We start from the raw sequence: 21,251 nt of genomic DNA, 5'->3' as shown, positions 1-21,251 counted from the left end.
ACAGTCACCGCAAATATAATCAATTGCGTTAATCACTTAACCAACAATGACCTGCATTGCGTATGATTTACCCCCGCCCCCTTATCCCCCAAGCAATCAGGGCAAAGGCGGTGAGGGTTGGGCCGAGTTGTTGTATGAGTGCGGCGATGCCTAGGAGGAGCCCTAGGAGTAAATAATAGCTTAAGCCAAATAGTGCGCTGGCGGTGCCGGCGTGGCATTGGTAATGCCGTAGGGCTTGGCTTAGGATGTTGGGGATGGCAATGGTGTAGGCGATGGCAATGCCCGCAATGGCAACGAGAATCCAAGGTGAATGTTGTAATCCCCATGCCAGTAATCCCGACAACAGCGCGAGCAGGCAGGCATAATGGACCAGTCGCTCAGGCTGAACGCCTCGCCCAAGTAAGCGGCGATTTAGCAAACTGGCAAATAATGAAGCGGCGGCAATGAGCCCACCGGTCCAGCCAAACGCGCTGGCGTCCCAATCGAAGCTGGCAAATAAAAATGGTGCTAAACTGTAATAACTAAACAGCATGCCGTTAAATAAAGCGATCAGCAGCGCATGACGCCACAGCGCCCCATCGCGCCCCATGCGCCAGGCAAGCGGGCCAATTTTTGACTGCGTCGCTGGGGTCGGCCGAGTTTCCGGCAGGCAGCGCATGGTTAGCAGCATCAGCAACCCCGCCAATCCAGTAAGGGTGATAAAAACCCCTTGCTGACCGTACTGGCTGACTAAGCCGCCGCCAATCACTAAACCAAATACCGGACTGACCGAAAGCGCGGCCCCCATGATCGAAAAAACCGCTGCCAGCTTAATCGACTGATAGCTATCCCGCAGCATAGTTTGCACCACCACCGAGCCGGCCGCCGCGCCCAGTGCGGCAATCATGCGCGCTACTAACAGCCCATTAAAATCGCGCGTTACTAGCGCCATCACGCTGCCCAGTGCATAACACAACAAGCCGGCTAACATCGCCGGTCGCCGGCCAATCTGGTCACTTAACCGACCCCATAATGCCACGCCAAAGGCAAAAGCGACAAAATAGACCGACAGCGTTTGCGCCGCTTGCTCGTGGCTGACCTTAAACGACGCGGCAATATCCGGCAGCGCCGGACTGTAAATGGTTTCGACCAACTGAGGAAACATGATCAATAAGACCAATAACCACAACGGCGGGATTTTGTTATTCATGATAATCCTTCATTTAATATCACTGACAATGGGCGCCATTATTGCTCAATTCAGCCTGTTTGATTACAATGATTATGACTAAATATATCAAATATCGGACAACATAATGGAAATTACGCCAGACCAAGCGTTTAATGCGGATGACTTTAGCGCGCCGGTGGTCGGTATCGCCGCTAAAATGGGGCAGCATGATTCGGGACGGCACAGCCACCAGCGTCACCAATTGCTGTTTGCCGCATCGGGTTGTATCACCATTGAACTGGCAGACACCTTGTGCTTATTGCCGCCGAGCCGCGCCGCGTGGATCCCAGCGAACACCATGCACCGCGCCATGATGCGAGGGGTGATGGACTACCGCTCGTTATATTTTACTCCCTCGTTGCCATTGTCGGCGTTACCGCTGCACATTGCAGCGGTTAATCCGCTGCTGTTTGCGGTGATTGAGCGCATGGCGTTTTGGCCTTGGGATATGCCCGCTGATCAGCAGCAGAGCCTGCTGACGGTATTCACCCAAGAGATACAACAGGCAAGGCATGAAAACTGGCGCTTATCTTACCCACGCGATCGCCGTCTACAAGGCTGGCTCATTAACGTACACCAAGGCGGACTGCCGCCACGGTTACAGCAACTGGCGCAAAAAATCGGCGCCAGCGAACGCACCATTAGCCGTATTTTTATTCAAGAAACTGGCATGAATTACCAAAGCTGGCGTCAACAATGGCGTTTACTCAAAGCCATTGAACTGCTTGCCGATGGTGCGGCGATCCATCACGTGGCGCAGCAGCTGGAGTTCATTAGTGACAGTGCTTTTATCTGTTTTTTTCGCCAACACACCGGCGTCACGCCAATGCACTATGCGCGCGAACACTTAAGCATCCGTTAATCCGCACAGCGGTAGCTCAGCTGTTTTGATTGAAATGGGGAGTATTTCTGCAAGAAATTTGCAGGGATTTAATGATAATGTTGGTGATGATTCGGTCGCTGAAGCATCACGGCGTTGGGCTTGAGATCGTTGCCTGCGCCCGGCCAAGGGAATGCCGCATTCCCTTGGCAATCCCGCTCCTGACCTGAAAAAACGGATGACGTCGTCATTCCCCGCCTCACGCCGTCGTCGGCCGTTTTTAACGGTCGAGGTAAGGTCAAGTGAGGTGGTTTTGCGAGATGTCTTACAAGATTATGATAAAGAAAAAGTTTAATTGCGAGCTGTCTCACAAATTTAGCTTAAATATTGCCGATAGTGATAAATATGGATACTGGATTGCCAGGTTATAAGATAGTTAGGAGCAAGTACAAAATAAATGGATATGTCCTAATCCTGTACTCAAGAATCACTTCAATTTTCCCTCCTTTTGGTTAAAACTAATTGTACTAATGTGAAAGCCAAAAATGGGATAGATTCTAAGAAAAATATAAATCTGTAACGGTGATATATATAAAAAGAACAGAATATATTTAAAATAGCGATACAATAATGCTAAGTCTAATTTTTTTGAGGAAAAAACTATCATGAATACTCATTATAATAGAATGAAAACTATTGGTTCAATGGCTATTCCACCTAAAGGCACTTATGCTAGAGAGATCTATGAAAAAATAGTATCTTCTCGAATGGAAGATACTGCGATTAAAAAGAAAATTGATAAAATCATTAAGAAAGCTTATGCATTATTAGAAATACAACAAAAAAATGGCTCAGAATTACCTATAGATAAACAAATACGAGAGTTTAATCTTGAATACAACGGCAGAATATTTAATGGTGGTTTATATGATATGCCTACATCGTTTAATGTTGTTGAGGCATTCAATCAATTTATTCCAGAAACTTCCACATTTAAAATTAGAGATGAATTAGATTATATATTTTCTTTTGATGATTTTATTGATTATATTACAGCTAACAATGTTAAAGATGAATTTGAATTTCTTGAAGAAAGGAAAATATATTCTTTTACCTCTGATGATATATCAAATCAAATTGACTTCACAACTTCTAACAAGAAAAAATATGAATTTTCAGCAATATCAATGATTAAATTTGGCAAAGAAGTAAGTATTATTCTATTTGCTGGACAAAAATGTAATATTGAAGAAGAAACGGTAAAAATAAAAAAAACATTTTTGGATAAGTTTAATTATGAAATAGCCCCAGGAAGAGAACATATACAACCTGATAAAAAAAGAGAATTACGAGCCGAACCTTTATATGAAGGAGATAACAGTTTATGGAAAACAATAATTCTTGTTCGCTTTGACCTAAAGACCAAAACGATAGATGCTCGATACGTTTTACAGGATCACGGGAAGTCCTATGTGATCATAACTGATAATGTAGATTCCTATCTAAATAATGATGGTGAATTTATAAATGATAAATTTAAGTCAGCGTATGAAAATAATAGGAAAAAAATTGAATCCTATTCTGCTCTTTTTGAATTATGTAAAAATTGTCTTCTAATTCCCTCTTATATGAAAAAATTTGAAGATGATATAGTTATTGAAAGACACCCAACTCAATATTTAGAATTTCAGAAACAATTAAAAAACCGTAAAATAATATCGGAAGTAGATTCTAAATACCTCATAAGCTATCGTAATATATCAAGAATACCAAGTAGAAATAAACAATCTTCAGAAGACATTGTTTTATTGTCGCCGGATTATAAAATTGAAACAAGCGGTTACTGGAAAAAATTAGATCATAGAGGTGTAGGTAGAGATAAAAATGGACAACCAATACATGGTAGAACATGGATTAATCAAACATTATCATGGTTTGAGGAAAAAGAAGAAAATAATTACTTAAATGTCAAAAGAGAAAATATAAATAAAAATCAAGGGACTATATATATAATGCGCTCTGCTGCGCATGATAAAAATATTTTTAAGATAGGTCTTACAAAGAGAAATACAACTATTAGGGCTTTAGAACTATCAAGAACTACCAGCTCACCAGATAAATTTTTAATTGCTCATGAGCGAGAAACAAAAGACTGTATACTTGCAGAAAAACTTATCCACGAAAAATTGTCTGCATACAGAATTAATCCTAAAAGAGAATATTTTAAAATGCCATATAGTGAAATTTTATCCGTTGTAGAGTCTGTTATAAATAACATAGAAAATATAAATACATAAAATGTACTGCACGCATTGAAATATATTAACACATACTTAGACTCTGTTTATTCTGGCAGATGATTAGTGTATTAGCTATTCTGCCACGATTCAAATCTTTGTTTAGCCTCATTTGTTAGTATATTTTCAAATACCTGTTTGTTGCCAAGAAACAGACAATGCCGTATTATGGTGTATGGGTTTAGTGTGTCATTTGGATTTGCTTGTTCAAAATACCGTTGATAGCTCTTAATCTTAGATATATTTTCTTTCATATAAAAATTAAATTCACCCCTACTAATGTTTGGTTTCATGCCGACTACTTCCTGTGTGAATCCATCGACTTTATGTGGTTCAAATTCAAAATCATTAAAAAAATGATTTGCGATTTTCAGAAAACTAAAAGCATTTAGCTTTGACACTAGGGACTTTTTACCTTCTTGCTGACTTTGACTATCATTAGTTTCTTGTGAAAGTATATCGTCTGAAATCTCCTCTTTTTTAATTTCTTCAAATGTTGAATCTCTAATATTACGAAATTCTTGATCTGCAAGCTCAAACAGAGCTGCGAGTGTATTTATGCGACGTTTTAACCTAGTGGGAATTGACTTTTTATATTTGATCTTATGATCTAGCACACTCCAAGAATCCTGAATAATTGTTCGGACCTGGATCTCGAATCTAAATTCAGAATATTTAGTGTATTCCGGTAAATTCATTCTCTGTTCGTTCAGCCGTAGATCCAGATGAAGTCCTTTGTAACCAAAATGATCTTCAGTATTTTCTATCTGTGCAGTTTTGTCCGTTTTATCAATTATTTCAAAATGTTCAGATAGACATTTCTCGATTTTATTTATGTCATCTTCATACAAACATACAACTCTTAGCCCTATAAGATCAGTGATGTACTCTCGGATACTATAAGCTGTTGAATTTGATTCAAGATTTGTTCGGTATTTGAGATTAAATTTTTTAATACACTCGGCTTTCTCTTTAACACGACCATCAATTTTTGCAATAGCTATAGAACCAACATGAATCAATAATGCGTTTGTAAGAGCAACAAAAGAATCCTTTGCATCCTCAAGTAACTTATGCTTTAAAGCATAAAAGTCTAAGAATTGTGCCTTTTCTTCTTCATAATTTAAAGATGCCATGAATACCTCTTGTGTAGTAGTTAGTGCTATAAATCAAACAGCAAGCGAAATATTTAACGGGTTAATTTTTTATCAGTTCTTCTTGTTAGAGGCTAAAACATTTATCCACGCAACATTCTGAAAAATTTTCATTGCTCCCTAGACAACATAAATCATTTTAACCAGATTTTATAAATTATATTTATATGCATTCAGATTATCGTTTTAAACTTGTGAAATTTTCATTCAATTCTGCGCGTTACCTCGCAAAATACCAAATTGAAAACATAAAAAATGCGAGCAAGCTCGCATTTTTTGAAACTGGTTACTCATTACTCTTTAGCTTTGGCCGTTTTCTTCCTCAGAATCTTCTGCACAGCTTTAACGTCAATTTCCATAATTTTAGCAATCGTTTCAACATCAACACCTTTGTTGAGTAAGGCGGTTGCTAATGCTTTGGCTTGTGCTAATGCAGCTTCTTTTTGTTCTTTCTCTGCCCTTGCCTTTTCCTCAGCCGTCTTGGTTTTGCCCTTCTCCACCGCCAATTTCTCTTTAGCAATCGCTTTTTCTTCTTTTCGAATTTGCGCAACCACTTGGTAGGTTGGCACGTATTTTAGGCTTTGTTCAAGCTCGTTCATCAGTTCGATTTGGCGAAAGCTGAGGTAGTGTTCGGGGGTGATGATGAGGTGGTCAATCAGGGCGATGTTTAAGATGCGTCCGACTTGGATCAGGCGGTCGGTGATGTCTTTGTCGGCGTCCGACGGGATCAAGCTGCCAGCGGGGTGATTATGCACGGCAATCACGCGGGTGGCGTTTTTCATCACCGCTACGCGGAAAATATTCATCGGTTCAATCGGCACACTGCGCACCGTGCCAAGGGCAATCAGCTCGATATAGAGGATAAAACCGGCTTCGTTCATGCCGATGATCCAAAAATGTTCTTTATCGCGGTCGATTTTGTTTTCGCGCAGTAAGATGCGCTGCATAATACTAAACACGTCGTCGGTGCCTTCGATATATTTTTTATCATTTTTGCCGAGTTTAATATCCATCTGCTCACCTAACCGTTGTTGATTGACAGCAAAATATAGCACAATTCCCACTTAAATTAAAACGTAAACCGATAAACTGCGCCGATTTTTGTTGATGAATTTTCAAGATGTTAGCATTGTTAAATTGCATTATTTTTTGCGAGGCAGATCGCAAAATTGACCGATAGCGGTTGACTTGATTTGTTTAAAAATCATGCAGTCAGTTTGACTTCTTACCGCGCAATTCATGCGCGCAAACTGAACTTTATGGCAAGTCAGCCTGTACTCATCAGGCTTTGCGGCCCGATTCCCGTCAGGATAAATTGGTCATTTGCCTTGAAATTAATAAGGTACCTAAATAACTTGACAAAGATAATAAGGTACCTTATCATTCGTTTCCATTAGGATCCTAATCTTATTAATTCATTATTGTTATAGGATATTTTTATAAGGAGTGATTATGACAACCCATTTTTCCGGTAAACTTTACCACCAATTACATTACTGCACCAACCTACTGCAACGCGGTCATGGCGCAAAAAAAAATCAGCGTCAGCCAGATATGCATCGCGGGCAAGGTCGCACCCTGTCGTTAGTCAATCAAAATAATGGCATTAGCCAACGTGCGTTAGCGGAGTTATTGCACATCCGCCCACCGTCACTCGGCGAACTGTTAACCAAGCTCGAAGCCAATCAGTTGATTGAACGCCGTCCACACGACACCGATCGTCGCATCAGTAACGTGTTTATCACCGAGGCAGGCCGTGCTTCCGTTGCCGAAGTGGAAGCCCTGCGACAAAGCTACGTTGATGCACTATTTGCCGGCTTATCAAGCGAGGAACAGCAAACCTTATCGGGTTTACTCGATAAATTGCTCGACACCCTGAAAAGCAATCTCGGTGAACTTGACGACGATGAAAGCCATGATGATGACCATGGGCACCGCCGCCGCCATCATCATTACGAAAAGCATGGCAGAGGCGAGCGCAGAGCAAGGCACCGTGATGAGCGGCAAAAAAGTGATGTTTAAGGCACACCTATTCAAATTCAATCTTAACAGACAAGCTTGGATTCCTAACGGCGCTAGCATCTGTAAAAGCGGCATGAAGCCGCTTGGATTGAAATTGGTAATGTTTCTTAAAAGAAGTTCACTGGTTGAAATAGCAATAAGATCAATTTATCGCCATAGCAATATTAAGTGATTTGACAAAGATCAGCATAACTAGTACGCGACACAATTATTACCTTCATACTTGTAGCTCACTACGCGATCATGTTCAAGCCTAAATGTTGTTAAACACGAAAACGTCGTTGTTGATTGGGGTTGAAAATCATATGTTAGCGAATTGTTACTCACCTGCTTAATGGTAAGCTTTGCCGGCTGATTAAAATTAGTATGCTGATAATAGTTCATAATGGTCTCAGCTTTTTGTAATAACTTGCCCTGACTATACACTTGCTTATGCGCAAACTCGGTTACCGGTTCCCCCCATTCATCGATCAACTGTTGCTTTGACATTCCGACAGAGCGCTGTAATTTTCGCTGATAACCCGCTTCAGTCACACAGCCGGCAAGTAACCCTATCAAACTAACAAGTACCACAATTTTAATTTTGACCGCATCAACCCGATTGCCTACATTGATATATTGACGCGATTTAAAAAATATCATACTCACCATTACCCTCATCAATTTAGTTAACATGCGTTTTTAGTAAAGTCTATCTGCAATAATGAATCAATGATAATAAAACTAGGCAAGTTCGGCGCCCAATTGACTCATTAACTGTTCGACTTGGCTGTGTGCAGTGGTTGGGTAGACGATGATCCAAACATTATCATCACCCGAGATAATATTAGCCAGATTAAAGCCTTGTTTTTTCAGTTCTCGATTAAAATCGCCTAACACTCGTTCATCGGCAATCGTCGTACGGTTATCGTAATGGCGCATATTGGGGAATGATGCCCGATTGACCCCAAAATTGCTGAGTAACAGATCTTCAATCCCGGCTTCAAGCTGGTCAACGCCTTCGTTCCAATCGATTTGCAGCATAAATTCCGGTTGTAAGAGGTCACCGATGATCTCAACTTGGCGAAACGCGATCAGCTCTTCGTCACTGACTGGATACGCCGGTTCAAATTCATCGTGCTCAGCATCATTCCATTGGTAATGATCAATCATCTCATTCATCCATTGCAAATCAGGACGATTAGTCAACAGCGCCACCAATTGTTTTAAATCTTGCCTAAACGCATCCGTCATCACCCACTGCATACACTGCTCCTTACTGTTTTGATTGGTTTTTTATGATTAAAATCACCGCGGTTATCATAAAGGAAATCACCTAAAATGAGAATGCTTAACGGCTAGAATTCGTGCCAACCAATATCGATTTTGTGCAGTCTCTCGCATTATCGGTTTGATTAACTACTGCCAAGCGCAGGCGGAATATGCTATAGTGTTTTCGGGTACGATGACAGGGTGAAAAGATGGATATTAAGCTAGGCAAAAATGATAAACGCTATATTGAAGGCACGGATGATGTGTACAGCATTATGCAGCGCATCTTGCTGCGCGAAAATAAAATCGACCGCGATAAAGAACATTTTTGGATCATCGGCATGAACGAAGCCGGTTTTATTTTGTATATCGAACTGATTGCCCTTGGCACGGTGCGCAGCGTGCCGATTGAACCGATGAACATTTTCCGCGTCGCGGTGATGAAAAACGCCACCCGCGTCATTGCCGTACACAACCACCCCGCTGGCAGCTTGATCCCCTCAGACGCCGACAAAGACATCACCGACCGCCTGATTCAAGTTGGCCGCATCTTAAATATCGACCTCATCGACCACTTCATCATCACCCCCGAACACTACCTCAGCTTTCGCCAAATCGAACTCATGCAACAGCTCGAGCAAAGCCTAAAATACGTGCCAACCTACCAAGTGGTTGAACAAATTCGCAAAGAAGAAAAAGCCATTGCCAAAGAGAAATTGGCAGTTGCGAACGATAAAGTAAAAACTGCTGAGGAAAAAGCTAGAACTGCAAAACTGGTCGCAAAACAAGAGCGAGAGCAAAAAGAAAGGTTAGTACATGCACTATCTCAAAAAGATATTTCCATTGAACAAATAGCCACAATTATGGAAATTGATGCTAAAGAAGTACAAAAGATTCTGAAAAAGAAAACGGTGAAAGCTCAAGAGTAATAAGTATCAAAAATGCGAGCAAGATCTCATTTTTGATGTTTTAAATCTTATTAAAATGATATTTATCCAAAAATTGATAATGGATTAAAAAAATCAATGCCAAAAAATTGCAAGAAAAAAAATTGTATTGTTGACATAGAACTGATCTATCGTTTTCGTTCAACGATCAATGCTAATCAGAATTTTTTCTTTTCACAATATTCTTATCGTAACAATAAAAATCAATGGAATCTAATTTGTAGTTGTATGGATTGGATCACTGTTGCTGTTAATTATATAAATGAATTTCCACCACTTTCGAAAAATATTAATGTTAAATGTATGCAAATTTATTCATATATTTCATCAATAGACATAATTTATGAAGGTGTAAAACAATTACACCGCAGCATAAATGACTCTAAAAATAGAAAATCACCATTTGAGAATGAAAATCAAATATTTAAAAGTGGTTGTGATGATAAATATTTTAAAGAAATTAGAGCTCGTTTTGGAGCACATCCAGTTAACCTTGATGGACAGAGTGGTGAAAAATTATATGCCAGTTGGCCATATGAAGATCGATTTGGCGATTATGATTTGAAAATAAGATTATACAGTAACCTTGTTGAAAAAGAAGATACTACGTTTAAAATAAAATTGAGTGAATTAAACGAATATCTCATTGTTCGATATAATTATTTAGAAATTTTAATCGAGAAACTGAATGATCAATATCAACAATTTTGTTGTGAGCAAATTAATCGAGAAATTGAAACATCGGATAATATTAATCAACAATTACAAATATTATTAAAAGAATCAAAATTACGAATATTTGAAGAGTATACTCATATAATTGAAACACTAATCATTATATTTAATACTACGACAGGAATTGAATCACTTAAAATAGAAGAGGAAAATTTTAAAATCTATCTTTTTCCTTTAATTAATGAAATTAGAAATAATTTACAAAATATGTCACTAGCTGATTTAAATAACAATATTAGATTACAATCAAATAAACTAAATAAAGAATTTTCATATGAATTACCAAAATTGAATATTTGGATATTTACAGATAATGGAGATCCATTAGTAGAGTTCTATTTAAAAAGATTGAATGAGTATAGTAACTTTAAATATCAGTTTGATGTAAAAAATAATAAGAAGGTTATTTTATTAAAACTACAGTTATTGTTTTATTTCTTCAATAATGAGTAGTTTTAATAAAATAACTGTAACTATCCTCAGTAGATAAACATAGGTGAGACATTGCTATTGAGTACCTCACAATTTAGTCGAATATTTTGTAAAGGCTAAATATGAGAGTAACTTCTGGTATATTTAGATAGTTAAGGCATTAAATAGTTATAACAACTCATAATTTATAGTGAGGTAATAGAAACAGTTAGGGAAATTTTGACTCTAAGATGAATGTAAAATATTTACTATACTACGTATGATTTTTTAGATAATGTTTACAAACACAATATTCGCGTAGATTTAACAAAAAATCAGTAATAAGTTCATCAGCTACGCTATATATATTATGTAACTCTTCCATCGTATATCTCTCGCCTACCACTGAAGAACTTTCACCTCCATGGGCTACTGCATTTCGCCTTTCTCTTAGTGTGTTAATTCGAACAATGGATACTTTAGATACAGTAAAATTGCTTGCACCAAAAAGCTTTAGGACCCAAGACATCGTATTAGCATCAACATTTTGTAAACTACCTGCTAGTTCCCCTTAGAGTGCCATCACTCAATGTGGCTTGAAATAAGGACACTGATTTATCAAATATTTTATTCTTTCCACATTCATTTATAGATTTAATTTCATTAGAGTGAAATATACTATGAAGAGATACAATACAATCTATGCTTCGACTATTAGCCTATCAATGCACTAAAATACAATAAATCAGCCAAATATCCGCCCTACGCCCCACGCGCAGTGGAACGGGGAGCCGGAGGGGTTGGTTGGAACCCCTCGGTCGCCTAAGCACCTAATGTGATAGATTCCCCCACACGTTTAAAGGCGAAACCGATGGCACTAGCATATAAAAAACTTACAGATATCTTTACTATAACCTATCCATTACATAAAAATCTGCGAGCCACCTCGCAAAAATCACCACTTCTGAACCTTTACACGAAACTCATGTCATTAGCATATCAATGCACTAAAATACGATAAATCAGCCAAATACCCGCCCTACGCCCCACGCGCAGTGGAACGGGGAGCCGGATGGGTTGGCTTGACCCCTCGGTCGCCTGAGCACCTGATAATGCGAGCTAAAAACTTAACCACCGATAAGGCGCATTTACCTTGGCAGTGTGCATTACCTTGAAAGAGGAACGTTTGCAAGAAGAAGCACCGGTGGCCTACAAAACCATTACGCCCGTGATTTAAGCCCAAGAAAAAGCGAACTTGATTCAATCGGTCGTCAGACTGAAACTGTGGATCACCTTTAAAGCTTAATGTCATCAATAGCACAAACCAACATTTGTGTTATTGATATCTAGACAGGAATATATGGAAAAACTTAGGCATCAAAACAGGTAAATATTATGATTCAATAAACTGCTCATATTTAAAGTCGATAGTAATTTTAGCGTTTTCAATATCGACAGTAATAATACAACCAATCCAAGCTGGTAGCCCGTTTATTAAATTATTATCAATACTGCCTGAGTTCTTTTACTGTATCACTTAAAGGGTTTGTAATATTACTATTAGGTAAACACCACTCTAATTCATTATTTTTATAATAAAAATCAAATAGAAAGGTTGAAAAATCCATTTCTAGTGTACATTCTAACTGAGCTATTATTTTTTGCTCCATCAGGAGAAGATTTAAAAATTAATTGCCCAATTTTAGCATTTCACTCATCATATGTTTTGGTCATTTTACCTAATCTAATTCCTATACCGAGTAGTCCTCAAATTCCCATGCAAAATAGCGTGAAAGTTTTTCGGCGGTTTCCATCCATGTATCACAATGACATTTTTCAATATAACTATTTATCGTTTCGGTGATCTCATCTAAATCGTATTTTCTAACAATCAATGTATGGCGTAGTATTTCAGGAATCCATTGATGTTGACACAGCCACTCAGGGCTACACACAAATAAATCAAAGTAGTCAGCACCATTGCTTTGAGATGAACCTATAGATAAAGTCAAAGCTATGGAAAACGCTTTTTTATCTTCAGGGATATATGTTTTAGGGTCATGATCAATTGATCCAATTGATTTTAATACAGCTTTCATTATTAATCCTTAATATTCAAATGAGCATTACCTATTTTAAATTTCTTTCCAAGCTCATTAAATTGATATGTTTCAAAATTAGCTTGGATGCCTGTTTCAGCAAATAGACTGTCTTTATCTGAAGGGAAACGATATCCTCTAGTCCTATCAGCACTTATTAACCCGCCATGGCTATCGACAAGATAACCATCCCCAACCCATATTTTGCCTAGCCTATTAGCTTCTTCACTCGTTGCCGTTCCAACGCCATAGTTAATTTTTCCATTATCACCTTTAACAACTTTTGCGAGTATTGGCTCGTTCCAAGACATATTACTTACATTTTGATTTTCAAGTTGTTTAAGTAATTTATCATAATTAGCCGCATTATGATTTTCATAATAAGCAGCCTTAAGCTGATAATGAACTTTGGTTTTAACCTCGGGCACCATCCATTTAATTTTAGCATATTTTAAAGCACGTAATGAGTGAGCAAAGGGTTCAACAAGTGCGCCAAGCAGTAATCCTTCTAAGGCGTTTTTTAACCGTCCTTCCGCTGCACTGTCATCTGGGCTTGCCTGCAAATATGCAGTTACCGGATTTTGCAATTCATCAAATGATTGAACAAGATTTGATAATCGCTCTTCATGGGGCGCAAAGACCGCAAAATCAGCCACACCACCGGCAATCATGTTTTGGGCGAGTCTGCCCATTTTCTTGATGGGTTTGATAAATTTGAGTGCTTTAGCGGCAGGAATAAAACCAACTAAAAACTGACTTATACCATGCGTAAGTGCGCCGGGTATGGTGTCGGCGGCGGCGACTTTTGCCAATTGAACGGGATTGGCCACTTCGATGTCAAAGTCGCGCCGAATGGTTTGTTTAATCGGCGTGGCATCCCAAACTAAATCAAGCACCGATTGACCCGCATCACGCATACCGGCAAGCATCTGTAATGGCATGTCATAATACCATGGCCGATACGCTTGCTGGTTATCAAAGACAATATCGACATACTGCGCGTTAACCGGTAAATCAACATAAGCATAGCCGTTATTATCTAAGTGGCCCTGCTTAACGATTTTTTGGCTACCATGATTAAAGAGGGTAAAGGGCTGATTGGGTAAATCGTTTACGGTGATTTCAATCCAGTTTTTTTCGTTACCATACCTTGCAAGTTCGCAAGCTGTAACTTCATCAGGGGTTAACCTACGCGCTATTTTATTGTTCGGTAATGTTAAAAAGTCGCTTTGTGGCGGAAGCATTCCCGAGCAAGGCTCAACGGGCATTTCAATTAATATCGCGCGCTGCGATGTTAAGGCTTCTTTTAGTGCCGCACTGAATTTAATATCATCTTTATGATAGGTATTGTTGCCATAATATAAACCGAGCTGTTCAAGGGTTGAATATAGATTTTTACACGTATCTTGATATTTCACGCAGTGCTGAATAATCTCATCCATCTGATGGCTGTAGTGATAGCGGACGGGTTGCAACTTAGCATAATCAACCACACTTTGTGGCATGAAAGGACTACGAGGGAAGAACGCATTATCATCAAGCGGTTGTTGTAACGCTTGCCACTGCCTTGTGGTCACTAATAGATAATATTTCACCAGTATTTATTATTGTTATTTTATGAGCGGTAACGATAATCTATTTAATAAGAAATAACAAGATTTATAGCATTATGCGATAGGATTTTAGCGTGGGATGAAGAAAAGCGTTATCAATTCTTATCTATTAATCGAGAATAGTTTATTAAAGCTGACACAGGGACTTATTATGATGAAGAGAGTTTATTGAGTTTTTTTGCTATAAAATTAGAATATTATTTAAAGTTCAATGAAAGTAAAACAATAGTGATATAAAAAAGCTAGCAATCCCCATCAATCGATGATGACAGGTTTTGCCAGCTACCATTTTGCAACACGCTTGCTTTTCGCTAGTCTACGTTACTCCTGCTCAATCTTTGGATGTTTAAATCGCCGACGCTGAATCAATTTATAGGCAGCCGGGATCACAAACATCGACAGCAGTGGCGCGGTGATCATGCCGCCGACCATAGGCGCGGCGATGCGGCTCATCACTTCGGAGCCGGTGCCGGTGCCAAGTAAAATCGGCACTAACCCGGCAATAATCACCGCCACCGTCATCGCTTTGGGTCTGACCCGCAGCACAGCGCCGTGGAAAATCGCTTCATCGAGTTCGTCATCAGTCAGCTCAGTTTTGCCCAATTGCTGTTGGCACTCTTCGATCGCGTGGCGCAAGTACAGCAGCATCACCACACCAAATTCTGCCGAGACGCCGGCCAGCGCAATAAAGCCGGTGCCGGTCGCCACCGATAAGTGATAGCCTTCAAAGTAGAGGAACCAAAAGCCACCAATTAAGGCAAACGGAATACTGGTAATAATCAGTAGCGCTTCATCAATGCGGCGAAAGGCGATATACAGTAAGGTGAAGATAATGAATATCGTCATTGGGATCATCATCTGTAAACGGGCACTGGCGCGCTCAAGCAGTTCAAACTGACCGGTATACGACACGCTAATGCCGGCACTGAGTTTGACGTCTTTATTAATTGCCGTTTGCAAATCATGCACCACCGACACCATGTCGCGGCCACGGGCATCAATGTAGACCCAGCTGGCCGGCCGGGCGTTTTCGGTTTTGAGCATCGGCGCGCCCGGTTTTACCGCGACATCAGCCACGTCCGCCAGTGTAATGTACTGGCCTTTTGGCGTTAAGATCGGCAAACGGCGTAAGCTGTCGACATTATTGCGGTAATCTTGCGGATAACGCAGGCTGATCGGGTAGGTTTCAATCCCCTCGATAGTGTCGCCAATCATCTGGCCACCAATCGCGGCAGAGACAAAAAGCTGCACATCATCAATGTTCATGCCATAACGGGCGCTTTTTTGCCGGTCGATATCAATATCGATATAACGGCCACCGGTTAAGCGCTCAGCTAAAGCCGAGACCACGCCCGGCACGGTTTTGGCGATCCCTTCGATTTGCTCGGCATACTGATCAATTTCGGCCAGATTGGTGCCCGACACTTTAATACCAATGGCACTTTTCACCCCGGTTGATAACATATCGATGCGGTTACGAATCGGTGGTACCCATAAGTTAGCCAGTCCCGGTAAGCGTACGGTCGCATCAAGCTCGTCAATGATTTTATCCAGCGTCATGCCCTTGCGCCACTCCGATTCCGGTTTTAAGCGAATGGTGGTTTCGATCATCTCCATCGGCGCCGAATCGGTGGCGGTTTCGGCTTTGCCGACTTTACCAAATACGGTGTCGACTTCCGGCACGGTTTTGATCAGTTTGTCGGTCACTTGTAAAATATGCGACACCTGCCCTGACGAGACGCCCGGTAAGGTCGATGGCATATACAGCAAGTCACCTTCATTAATGCGCGGTAAAAACTCGCCACCAATGCGGCTTAACGGCCAAACCAGTGACGCTAATAGCACCACGGCAATCACTAAGGTCAGTTTGGCATGTTTTAACACAATGTGAATCAAGGGGCTGTAAATATGGATCAAAAAGCGATTAAGCGGATTGGCTTCTTCTTTAGGGATTTTACCGCGGATCCAAAAGCCCATTAAGATCGGGATCACCACAATCGATAAGGCGGCGGCACCGGCCATGGCGTAAGTTTTGGTAAAGGCGAGTGGCGCAAACAGTTTGCCCTCTTGCCCTTCTAAGGTAAACACCGGAATAAAGGATAAGGTAATAATTAACAGGCTGATAAACAGCGCCGGCCCGACTTCCACCGAGGCCTCGGTAATCACCTGCCAGCGGATCTTGCCGGTCATGGTTTGCGCGGGGTGATGATGTTGCCACTGTTCAAGCTTTTTATGGGCGTTTTCAATCATCACCACCGCGGCATCGACCATCGCACCAATGGCAATGGCGATGCCGCCAAGTGACATAATATTGGCATTGATGCCTTGGTAATACATCATAATAAAGGCGATAAATAAGCCCAGCGGCAGTGAAATAATCGCAACGAGTGCCGAGCGAACGTGCCATAAAAATACCACGCACACCAGCGCGACCACGATAAACTCTTCCAGTAATTTGCCGGTTAAGTTATCTATCGCGCGATCAATCAGTTGGCTGCGATCATAGGTGGTGACAATTTCGACCCCCTCTGGCAGGCTATTTTGTAAGGTGGCCAGTTTGTCTTTGACTTGGCTAATCACCTCTCTGGCATTTTCACCCGAGCGCAAAATAATCACGCCGCCGACCACTTCGCCTTCGCCATTGAGCTCAGCAACCCCGCGGCGCATTTCGGGGCCTAATTGCACGCGTGCCACATCTTTTAGGTAGACCGGCGTGGCATTATCATCGGTTTTTAATACGATGTGATTAAAATCGTCAATCGACTGTAAGTAACCGGTGGCGCGCACCATGTATTCGGCTTCGGCCAGCTCGACCACCGAGCCGCCCATCTCTTTATTGCCGTTACTGACCGCTTGTTTAATTTGCGACAGGGAGATGTTGTATTGCGCTAACTTAAGTGGATCGACCACGATTTGGTACGCTTTCACCACGCCGCCAACGGTGGCCACTTCCGCCACATTGGGGATGGTCTTGAGTTCAAATTTTAAAAACCAATCTTGTAATGAGCGCAATTGGGCAAGATCGTGTTTACCGCTGCGGTCAACTAACGCGTATTCATAGATCCAGCCAACCCCGGTCGCATCTGGCCCGAGCATCGGCACCACGCCGGACGGCAATTTGTTTTGTACCTGATTTAAATACTCTAACACCCGCGAACGCGCCCAATATAAGTCGGTTTTGTCATCAAAGATAATATAGACATACGATTCACCAAATGATGAGAAGCCGCGCACCGTTTTTGCGCCCGGCACCGATAACATGGTGGTGGTGAGCGGATAGGTCACTTGGTTTTCGACAATTTGCGGCGCCTGACCAGCATAGTTGGTGCGAATAATCACTTGCACATCGGACAGATCCGGCAGCGCATCAATTGGCGTTTTATAAGTAGTCCACGCGCCCCATACCGACAGGAGTAATACCCCCATCATCACCAATAATCGATTGGCGACTGATTTTTGAATAATCCATTTAATCATTGCGCCGCCCCTTGATCGGTTGCCATGTTACTGTGTTCGGCAGGCTGCTCACGCATCCGCTCCAGTGCGCCGTTGATATTGGCCTCGGAATCAATCAAAAACAGCCCCGATGTGACCACTTTGTCACCGGCTTGCAGTCCGGATAACAGCGCGGTTTTGCCACTGGCTTCGGCATAAATTTTCACTTGTTTTGGAATAAAACGTCCCTGACCATCTTGCGTGATAACGCGCTGCTCATCGCCGGTATTGATAATCGCTTGTGACGGGATCAACAAATAAGGCTGACTCTTGGTTGCCAGGCTCACGGTGGCACTCATACCCGGTTTAAGCAAGTGATCGGGGTTGCCCACAAACAGTCGTAAACTTAACGTACGGGTATTTTCTTGGGCACTGGATAACACTTGCCATTTTTGCACCTCAAAGTGCTGACCCGGTAGCGCCGCGGCGGCCACGGTTAATTGTGTGTCCGCGGTGATAAAATCGGTCAGCGATTCCGGCATGGCGGCAACCACCCAAACCGGATCGATGCCTTGAATGGTGGCAATGATTGCCGCTTTACTGACCGTCATACCACTGCGCAGTTCAAAACTGGTTAACACGCCGCTAATGGGCGCGCGAATGGTTAAATAACTCTGAATTTGGCGCGTTTTACTGAGTTGTTCAATCAATTCGTTGGGCATGCCCGCAAGGTACAAACGCTCACGCACCCCTTTGAGTAATTCTGCCGGTGCCTGCGTTTTGAGTAAGGTTAAATATTCGCTTTGCGCAGCCACCCAGTCCGACACCGTGATATCAATTAACGGATCGCCTTGTTTGACATAATCGCCCACCGCTAACGGGTAGCTTTTTTCCACAAAGCCGGAGGCTCTGGCATGAACGATTTCATACTGATATTGATTAAAGTCGACATTGGCCGGTAAACTTTGTTGATAGGTTAACTGCCCCATGGCGGCAATGTCGGTGCGTAAGCCTAAATTCTGGACTTGGGTTGGGCTAACGGTGACGCCGGCCACTTCGTCACTGCCTTCATCGGCGTATTTTGGCACTAAGTCCATGTCCATAAAAGGCGACGGGCCCGGTTTATCAAATTTGGTGGCGGGATACATGGGGTCATACCAAAACAGGACTTTGCGTTCACCGGCATCGACTGCCGCCTCGCTCGTTGTCGAGGTAAAGCGAGGAAGAATAAAGGCGGTAGCGAGTGTGCCAAGCGCGATCCCTAGCGCAATGAGCCCGAGAGTTTTATATTTTTTAGCGATCATGCGAGTTCCTGTTTTGGTCATTCCAACATCCATTTACTGACAATGCGTGCCGATTACTGAGTGACATGAATGCTGCGCAGTAGCGATACATTGCCTTGTTGCACAAACGTAAAGCTAACTTTGTCGTTCGGTTTTAAATTTTCGATTAACGCCGCATTGTCAGCGGTAAAGCGCATGGTCATTGCTGGCCACTTTAATACCGCAATTGGTTCATGGCTGATGGTGACTTTGTTATTGGCCAGATCGAGGCTTTTGACCACCCCTTGCGCGCTAATTAGCTGCTCGGTTTGTGACGTCGCCATGGATTGATGATTGTCGTGCGACATCTCGGCCGCGAGCACTGCTTGACTTGCTCCTAAAATGACGGTTGCGGCAAGGATAATTGGCGTGAATTTCATAATATGTTTCCTTTGGTTGAGGGTGAATTATTCTTGCCAACCGCCGCCAAGGGCAACAAATAGGCTGACTTGGTTAGCAAGGGTGTTTTGTTTTAAGGTTAATAAGGTTAATTCGGTACTAAATACGTTACGCTGCGCATCAAGAATATCTAAATAACTCGCTGAGCCACTTAAATAGCCTTCTTGCGATAAGGTTAACGCGGTTTGTTGGGTAGCAAGGTACTGCTGCTGTAAGGTGAGTTGCTGACCATAACTTTGCGCTAACACCAGTAAATCCGCCACTTCTTTGAAGGCGGCATGTAAGGTTTTTTCGTATTCAACGCCGGCTTGTTGCTGGCGAATATTGGCGATCTCCAGATTCAACTGATTTTGCCCAGCATTGAAAATCGGTAAACTGATTTTTGGCACAAAGTCCCATAACGTTGCGCCACTGAGCAAATCAGACAGCTCAGTGCTGCTATTGCTCAGGCTGCCGGTTAATGATATCGACGGGAAGAAGGCCGCTCTGGCCACACCAATATCAGCATTACTGGCTTTGAGTTGATGCTCTGCTTGCATGATATCAGGGCGCGTTAATAAAGCACTGGATGGCAAATTAGGCGGAATGGTAAGCGTTATCACCTGCAAAGCATCAACCGGCTTGACGGTAAAGTCATAACGATTGACCAAATTTTGTAAGGTATGGTGAGCCAATTGTTGCTCTTGTTGCAGTTCAACCCGGCTCACTTTAATGCTTTCCAGCATGCCTTTGGCTTGCTGATAATCCAAATAGCTCGATTCGCCCGATGCCAGTCCCGCTTGGGTGAACGTTAAGGCTTGTTGGTAATTGGCCATTTGCCGATCGGCAGTTGCCAATTTTTGTAAGACAATTTGTTCATTAAAATAGGCTTGTGCCACCTGCGAGACTAATAACATATAGACATTGCGCTGCGCCTCTTCGGTGGCAAAGTAAGCTTCTAATTGTGATTCACTTAAATTTTTTAAGCGACCAAACAGATCGAACTCAAAACTAACTGTCGCGCCAATGCTGTACTTTTTGCTGGTTTCGGTGTGATTTTGCCCGGCATAGTCAACCGATGATTGTCCGGTCACTAGTGGGTAACGATCAGACTGAGCAACGCCATACTGTTTATAGCTTTCCAAGGTTTTGAGTGCCGCCAAACGCAGATCGCTGTTATTGGCGAGCGCCATATCAATCAAATTCACGAGCTGCGGATCATTAAAATAGTGCCGCCAACCTAAGTTACTGATATTCACTGCGGTTTTATCGCTCGATTGACTTAAATATTCCGGTACCGGTGCAATCGCCACATCGCTATTTTGCGGCGCTAACGAGATACAGCCAGTGAGCATAACAATTAAGGGAATAGCGATGAACGGTAACTTAGTCATAATCTCTCAGCGATGTTTTATAGATAAACCAAGAGTAAGCTACTGGCGTAACATCAGCGTGACATCAATATTACAATTTTTGTCATGCTGGTACACATTAATGATCCTAACGGTTATAGCTCAATTTAAAAGTCGTTTCAATATTGCTAATATCGCGATTGTT

At 41.9% G+C, this 21,251-nt stretch carries 16 protein-coding genes and 1 pseudogene; 6 read left to right on the top strand and 11 right to left on the bottom strand.

Annotation, left to right across the window (positions count from 1 at the left end):
• Positions 1–67: 67 nt before the first annotated feature.
• Positions 68–1,189: a multidrug effflux MFS transporter gene (locus DES39_RS08940; protein WP_121145431.1), complete on the bottom strand. Its 1,122-nt coding sequence runs from the start codon at positions 1,187–1,189 to the stop codon at positions 68–70.
• Between the two features lie 106 nt (positions 1,190–1,295).
• Here DES39_RS08940 and DES39_RS08935 point away from each other — a divergent pair, with 106 nt between their 5' ends.
• Positions 1,296–2,072, top strand: a complete 777-nt coding sequence (locus tag DES39_RS08935; protein WP_121145430.1) for an AraC family transcriptional regulator — start codon at positions 1,296–1,298, stop codon at positions 2,070–2,072.
• 623 nt (positions 2,073–2,695) lie between these two features.
• Complete coding sequence (locus DES39_RS08925) at positions 2,696–4,327, top strand: GIY-YIG nuclease family protein (RefSeq protein ID WP_121145428.1); 1,632 nt, start codon at positions 2,696–2,698, stop codon at positions 4,325–4,327.
• A 71-nt stretch (positions 4,328–4,398) separates the two neighbouring features.
• On the opposite strand, the gene DES39_RS08920 is transcribed toward DES39_RS08925, so the two are convergent.
• Both DES39_RS08920 and DES39_RS08915 read right to left on the bottom strand, forming a co-directional pair.
• Complete coding sequence (locus tag DES39_RS08920; RefSeq protein WP_121145427.1) at positions 4,399–5,463, bottom strand: GTP pyrophosphokinase; 1,065 nt, start codon at positions 5,461–5,463, stop codon at positions 4,399–4,401.
• Positions 5,464–5,774: 311 nt separating this feature from the next.
• Entirely contained in the window at positions 5,775–6,494 is a 720-nt protein-coding gene (locus DES39_RS08915; RefSeq protein WP_121145426.1) for a JAB domain-containing protein, read from the bottom strand.
• A gap of 439 nt (positions 6,495–6,933) precedes the next feature.
• Between DES39_RS08915 and DES39_RS08910 the strand changes: the two genes are divergently transcribed.
• On the top strand, positions 6,934–7,503 hold the full coding sequence (locus DES39_RS08910) for a MarR family winged helix-turn-helix transcriptional regulator (RefSeq protein WP_121145425.1): 570 nt from the start codon (positions 6,934–6,936) through the stop codon (positions 7,501–7,503).
• A gap of 192 nt (positions 7,504–7,695) precedes the next feature.
• Here the strand turns inward: DES39_RS08910 and DES39_RS08900 are convergent, their stop codons facing one another.
• Both DES39_RS08900 and DES39_RS08895 read right to left on the bottom strand, forming a co-directional pair.
• Positions 7,696–8,145, bottom strand: a complete 450-nt coding sequence (locus DES39_RS08900) for a hypothetical protein (protein ID WP_147405432.1) — start codon at positions 8,143–8,145, stop codon at positions 7,696–7,698.
• A gap of 81 nt (positions 8,146–8,226) precedes the next feature.
• Positions 8,227–8,748 (bottom strand): DUF6630 family protein, encoded by a 522-nt coding sequence (locus DES39_RS08895; protein ID WP_121145422.1) that lies wholly within the window; start codon positions 8,746–8,748, stop codon positions 8,227–8,229.
• Between the two features lie 215 nt (positions 8,749–8,963).
• Between DES39_RS08895 and DES39_RS08890 the strand changes: the two genes are divergently transcribed.
• The 3 genes and pseudogenes from DES39_RS08890 to DES39_RS11245 all read left to right on the top strand — a co-directional run.
• Complete coding sequence (locus tag DES39_RS08890) at positions 8,964–9,683, top strand: JAB domain-containing protein (RefSeq protein WP_121145421.1); 720 nt, start codon at positions 8,964–8,966, stop codon at positions 9,681–9,683.
• 246 nt (positions 9,684–9,929) lie between these two features.
• Positions 9,930–10,889 carry a hypothetical protein gene (locus DES39_RS08885; protein WP_147405431.1) on the top strand — a complete coding sequence of 320 codons (960 nt, stop codon included), beginning with the start codon at positions 9,930–9,932 and terminating at the stop codon, positions 10,887–10,889.
• 1,120 nt (positions 10,890–12,009) lie between these two features.
• A pseudogene (locus DES39_RS11245) lies at positions 12,010–12,153 on the top strand (RtcB family protein); the annotation flags it as partial.
• Between the two features lie 445 nt (positions 12,154–12,598).
• On the opposite strand, the gene DES39_RS08870 reads toward DES39_RS11245, so the two are convergent.
• The 6 genes from DES39_RS08870 to DES39_RS08845 all read right to left on the bottom strand — a co-directional run bounded on the left by DES39_RS08870 (position 12,599) and on the right by DES39_RS08845 (position 21,088).
• Positions 12,599–12,946 carry an immunity 8 family protein gene (locus DES39_RS08870; RefSeq protein ID WP_121145418.1) on the bottom strand — a complete coding sequence of 116 codons (348 nt, stop codon included), beginning with the start codon at positions 12,944–12,946 and terminating at the stop codon, positions 12,599–12,601.
• A 2-nt stretch (positions 12,947–12,948) separates the two neighbouring features.
• A complete protein-coding gene (locus DES39_RS11015) occupies positions 12,949–14,541 on the bottom strand; it encodes a hypothetical protein (RefSeq protein ID WP_211324672.1) in 1,593 nt (530 codons plus the stop codon).
• 339 nt (positions 14,542–14,880) lie between these two features.
• Positions 14,881–18,036: an efflux RND transporter permease subunit gene (locus DES39_RS08860; RefSeq protein ID WP_121145417.1), complete on the bottom strand. Its 3,156-nt coding sequence runs from the start codon at positions 18,034–18,036 to the stop codon at positions 14,881–14,883.
• Positions 18,033–19,298, bottom strand: a complete 1,266-nt coding sequence (locus DES39_RS08855) for an efflux RND transporter periplasmic adaptor subunit (RefSeq protein ID WP_425463990.1) — start codon at positions 19,296–19,298, stop codon at positions 18,033–18,035. The genes DES39_RS08860 and DES39_RS08855 overlap by 4 nt, the downstream gene beginning before the upstream one ends.
• 53 nt (positions 19,299–19,351) lie before the next feature.
• The gene (locus DES39_RS08850; protein ID WP_121145415.1) at positions 19,352–19,696 is read right to left on the bottom strand and encodes a copper-binding protein; all 345 of its coding nucleotides are present in this window, start codon (positions 19,694–19,696) and stop codon (positions 19,352–19,354) included.
• A gap of 27 nt (positions 19,697–19,723) precedes the next feature.
• Complete coding sequence (locus DES39_RS08845) at positions 19,724–21,088, bottom strand: efflux transporter outer membrane subunit (protein ID WP_121145414.1); 1,365 nt, start codon at positions 21,086–21,088, stop codon at positions 19,724–19,726.
• Positions 21,089–21,251: the final 163 nt, after the last annotated feature.

It is taken from the genome of Orbus hercynius (genome assembly GCF_003634275.1).
GTDB classification, from domain to species: Bacteria; Pseudomonadota; Gammaproteobacteria; order Enterobacterales; family Orbaceae; genus Orbus; species Orbus hercynius.
The sequence above is the reverse complement of the archived record's forward strand: the minus strand, read 5'-3'. Positions and strand labels throughout refer to the sequence as shown.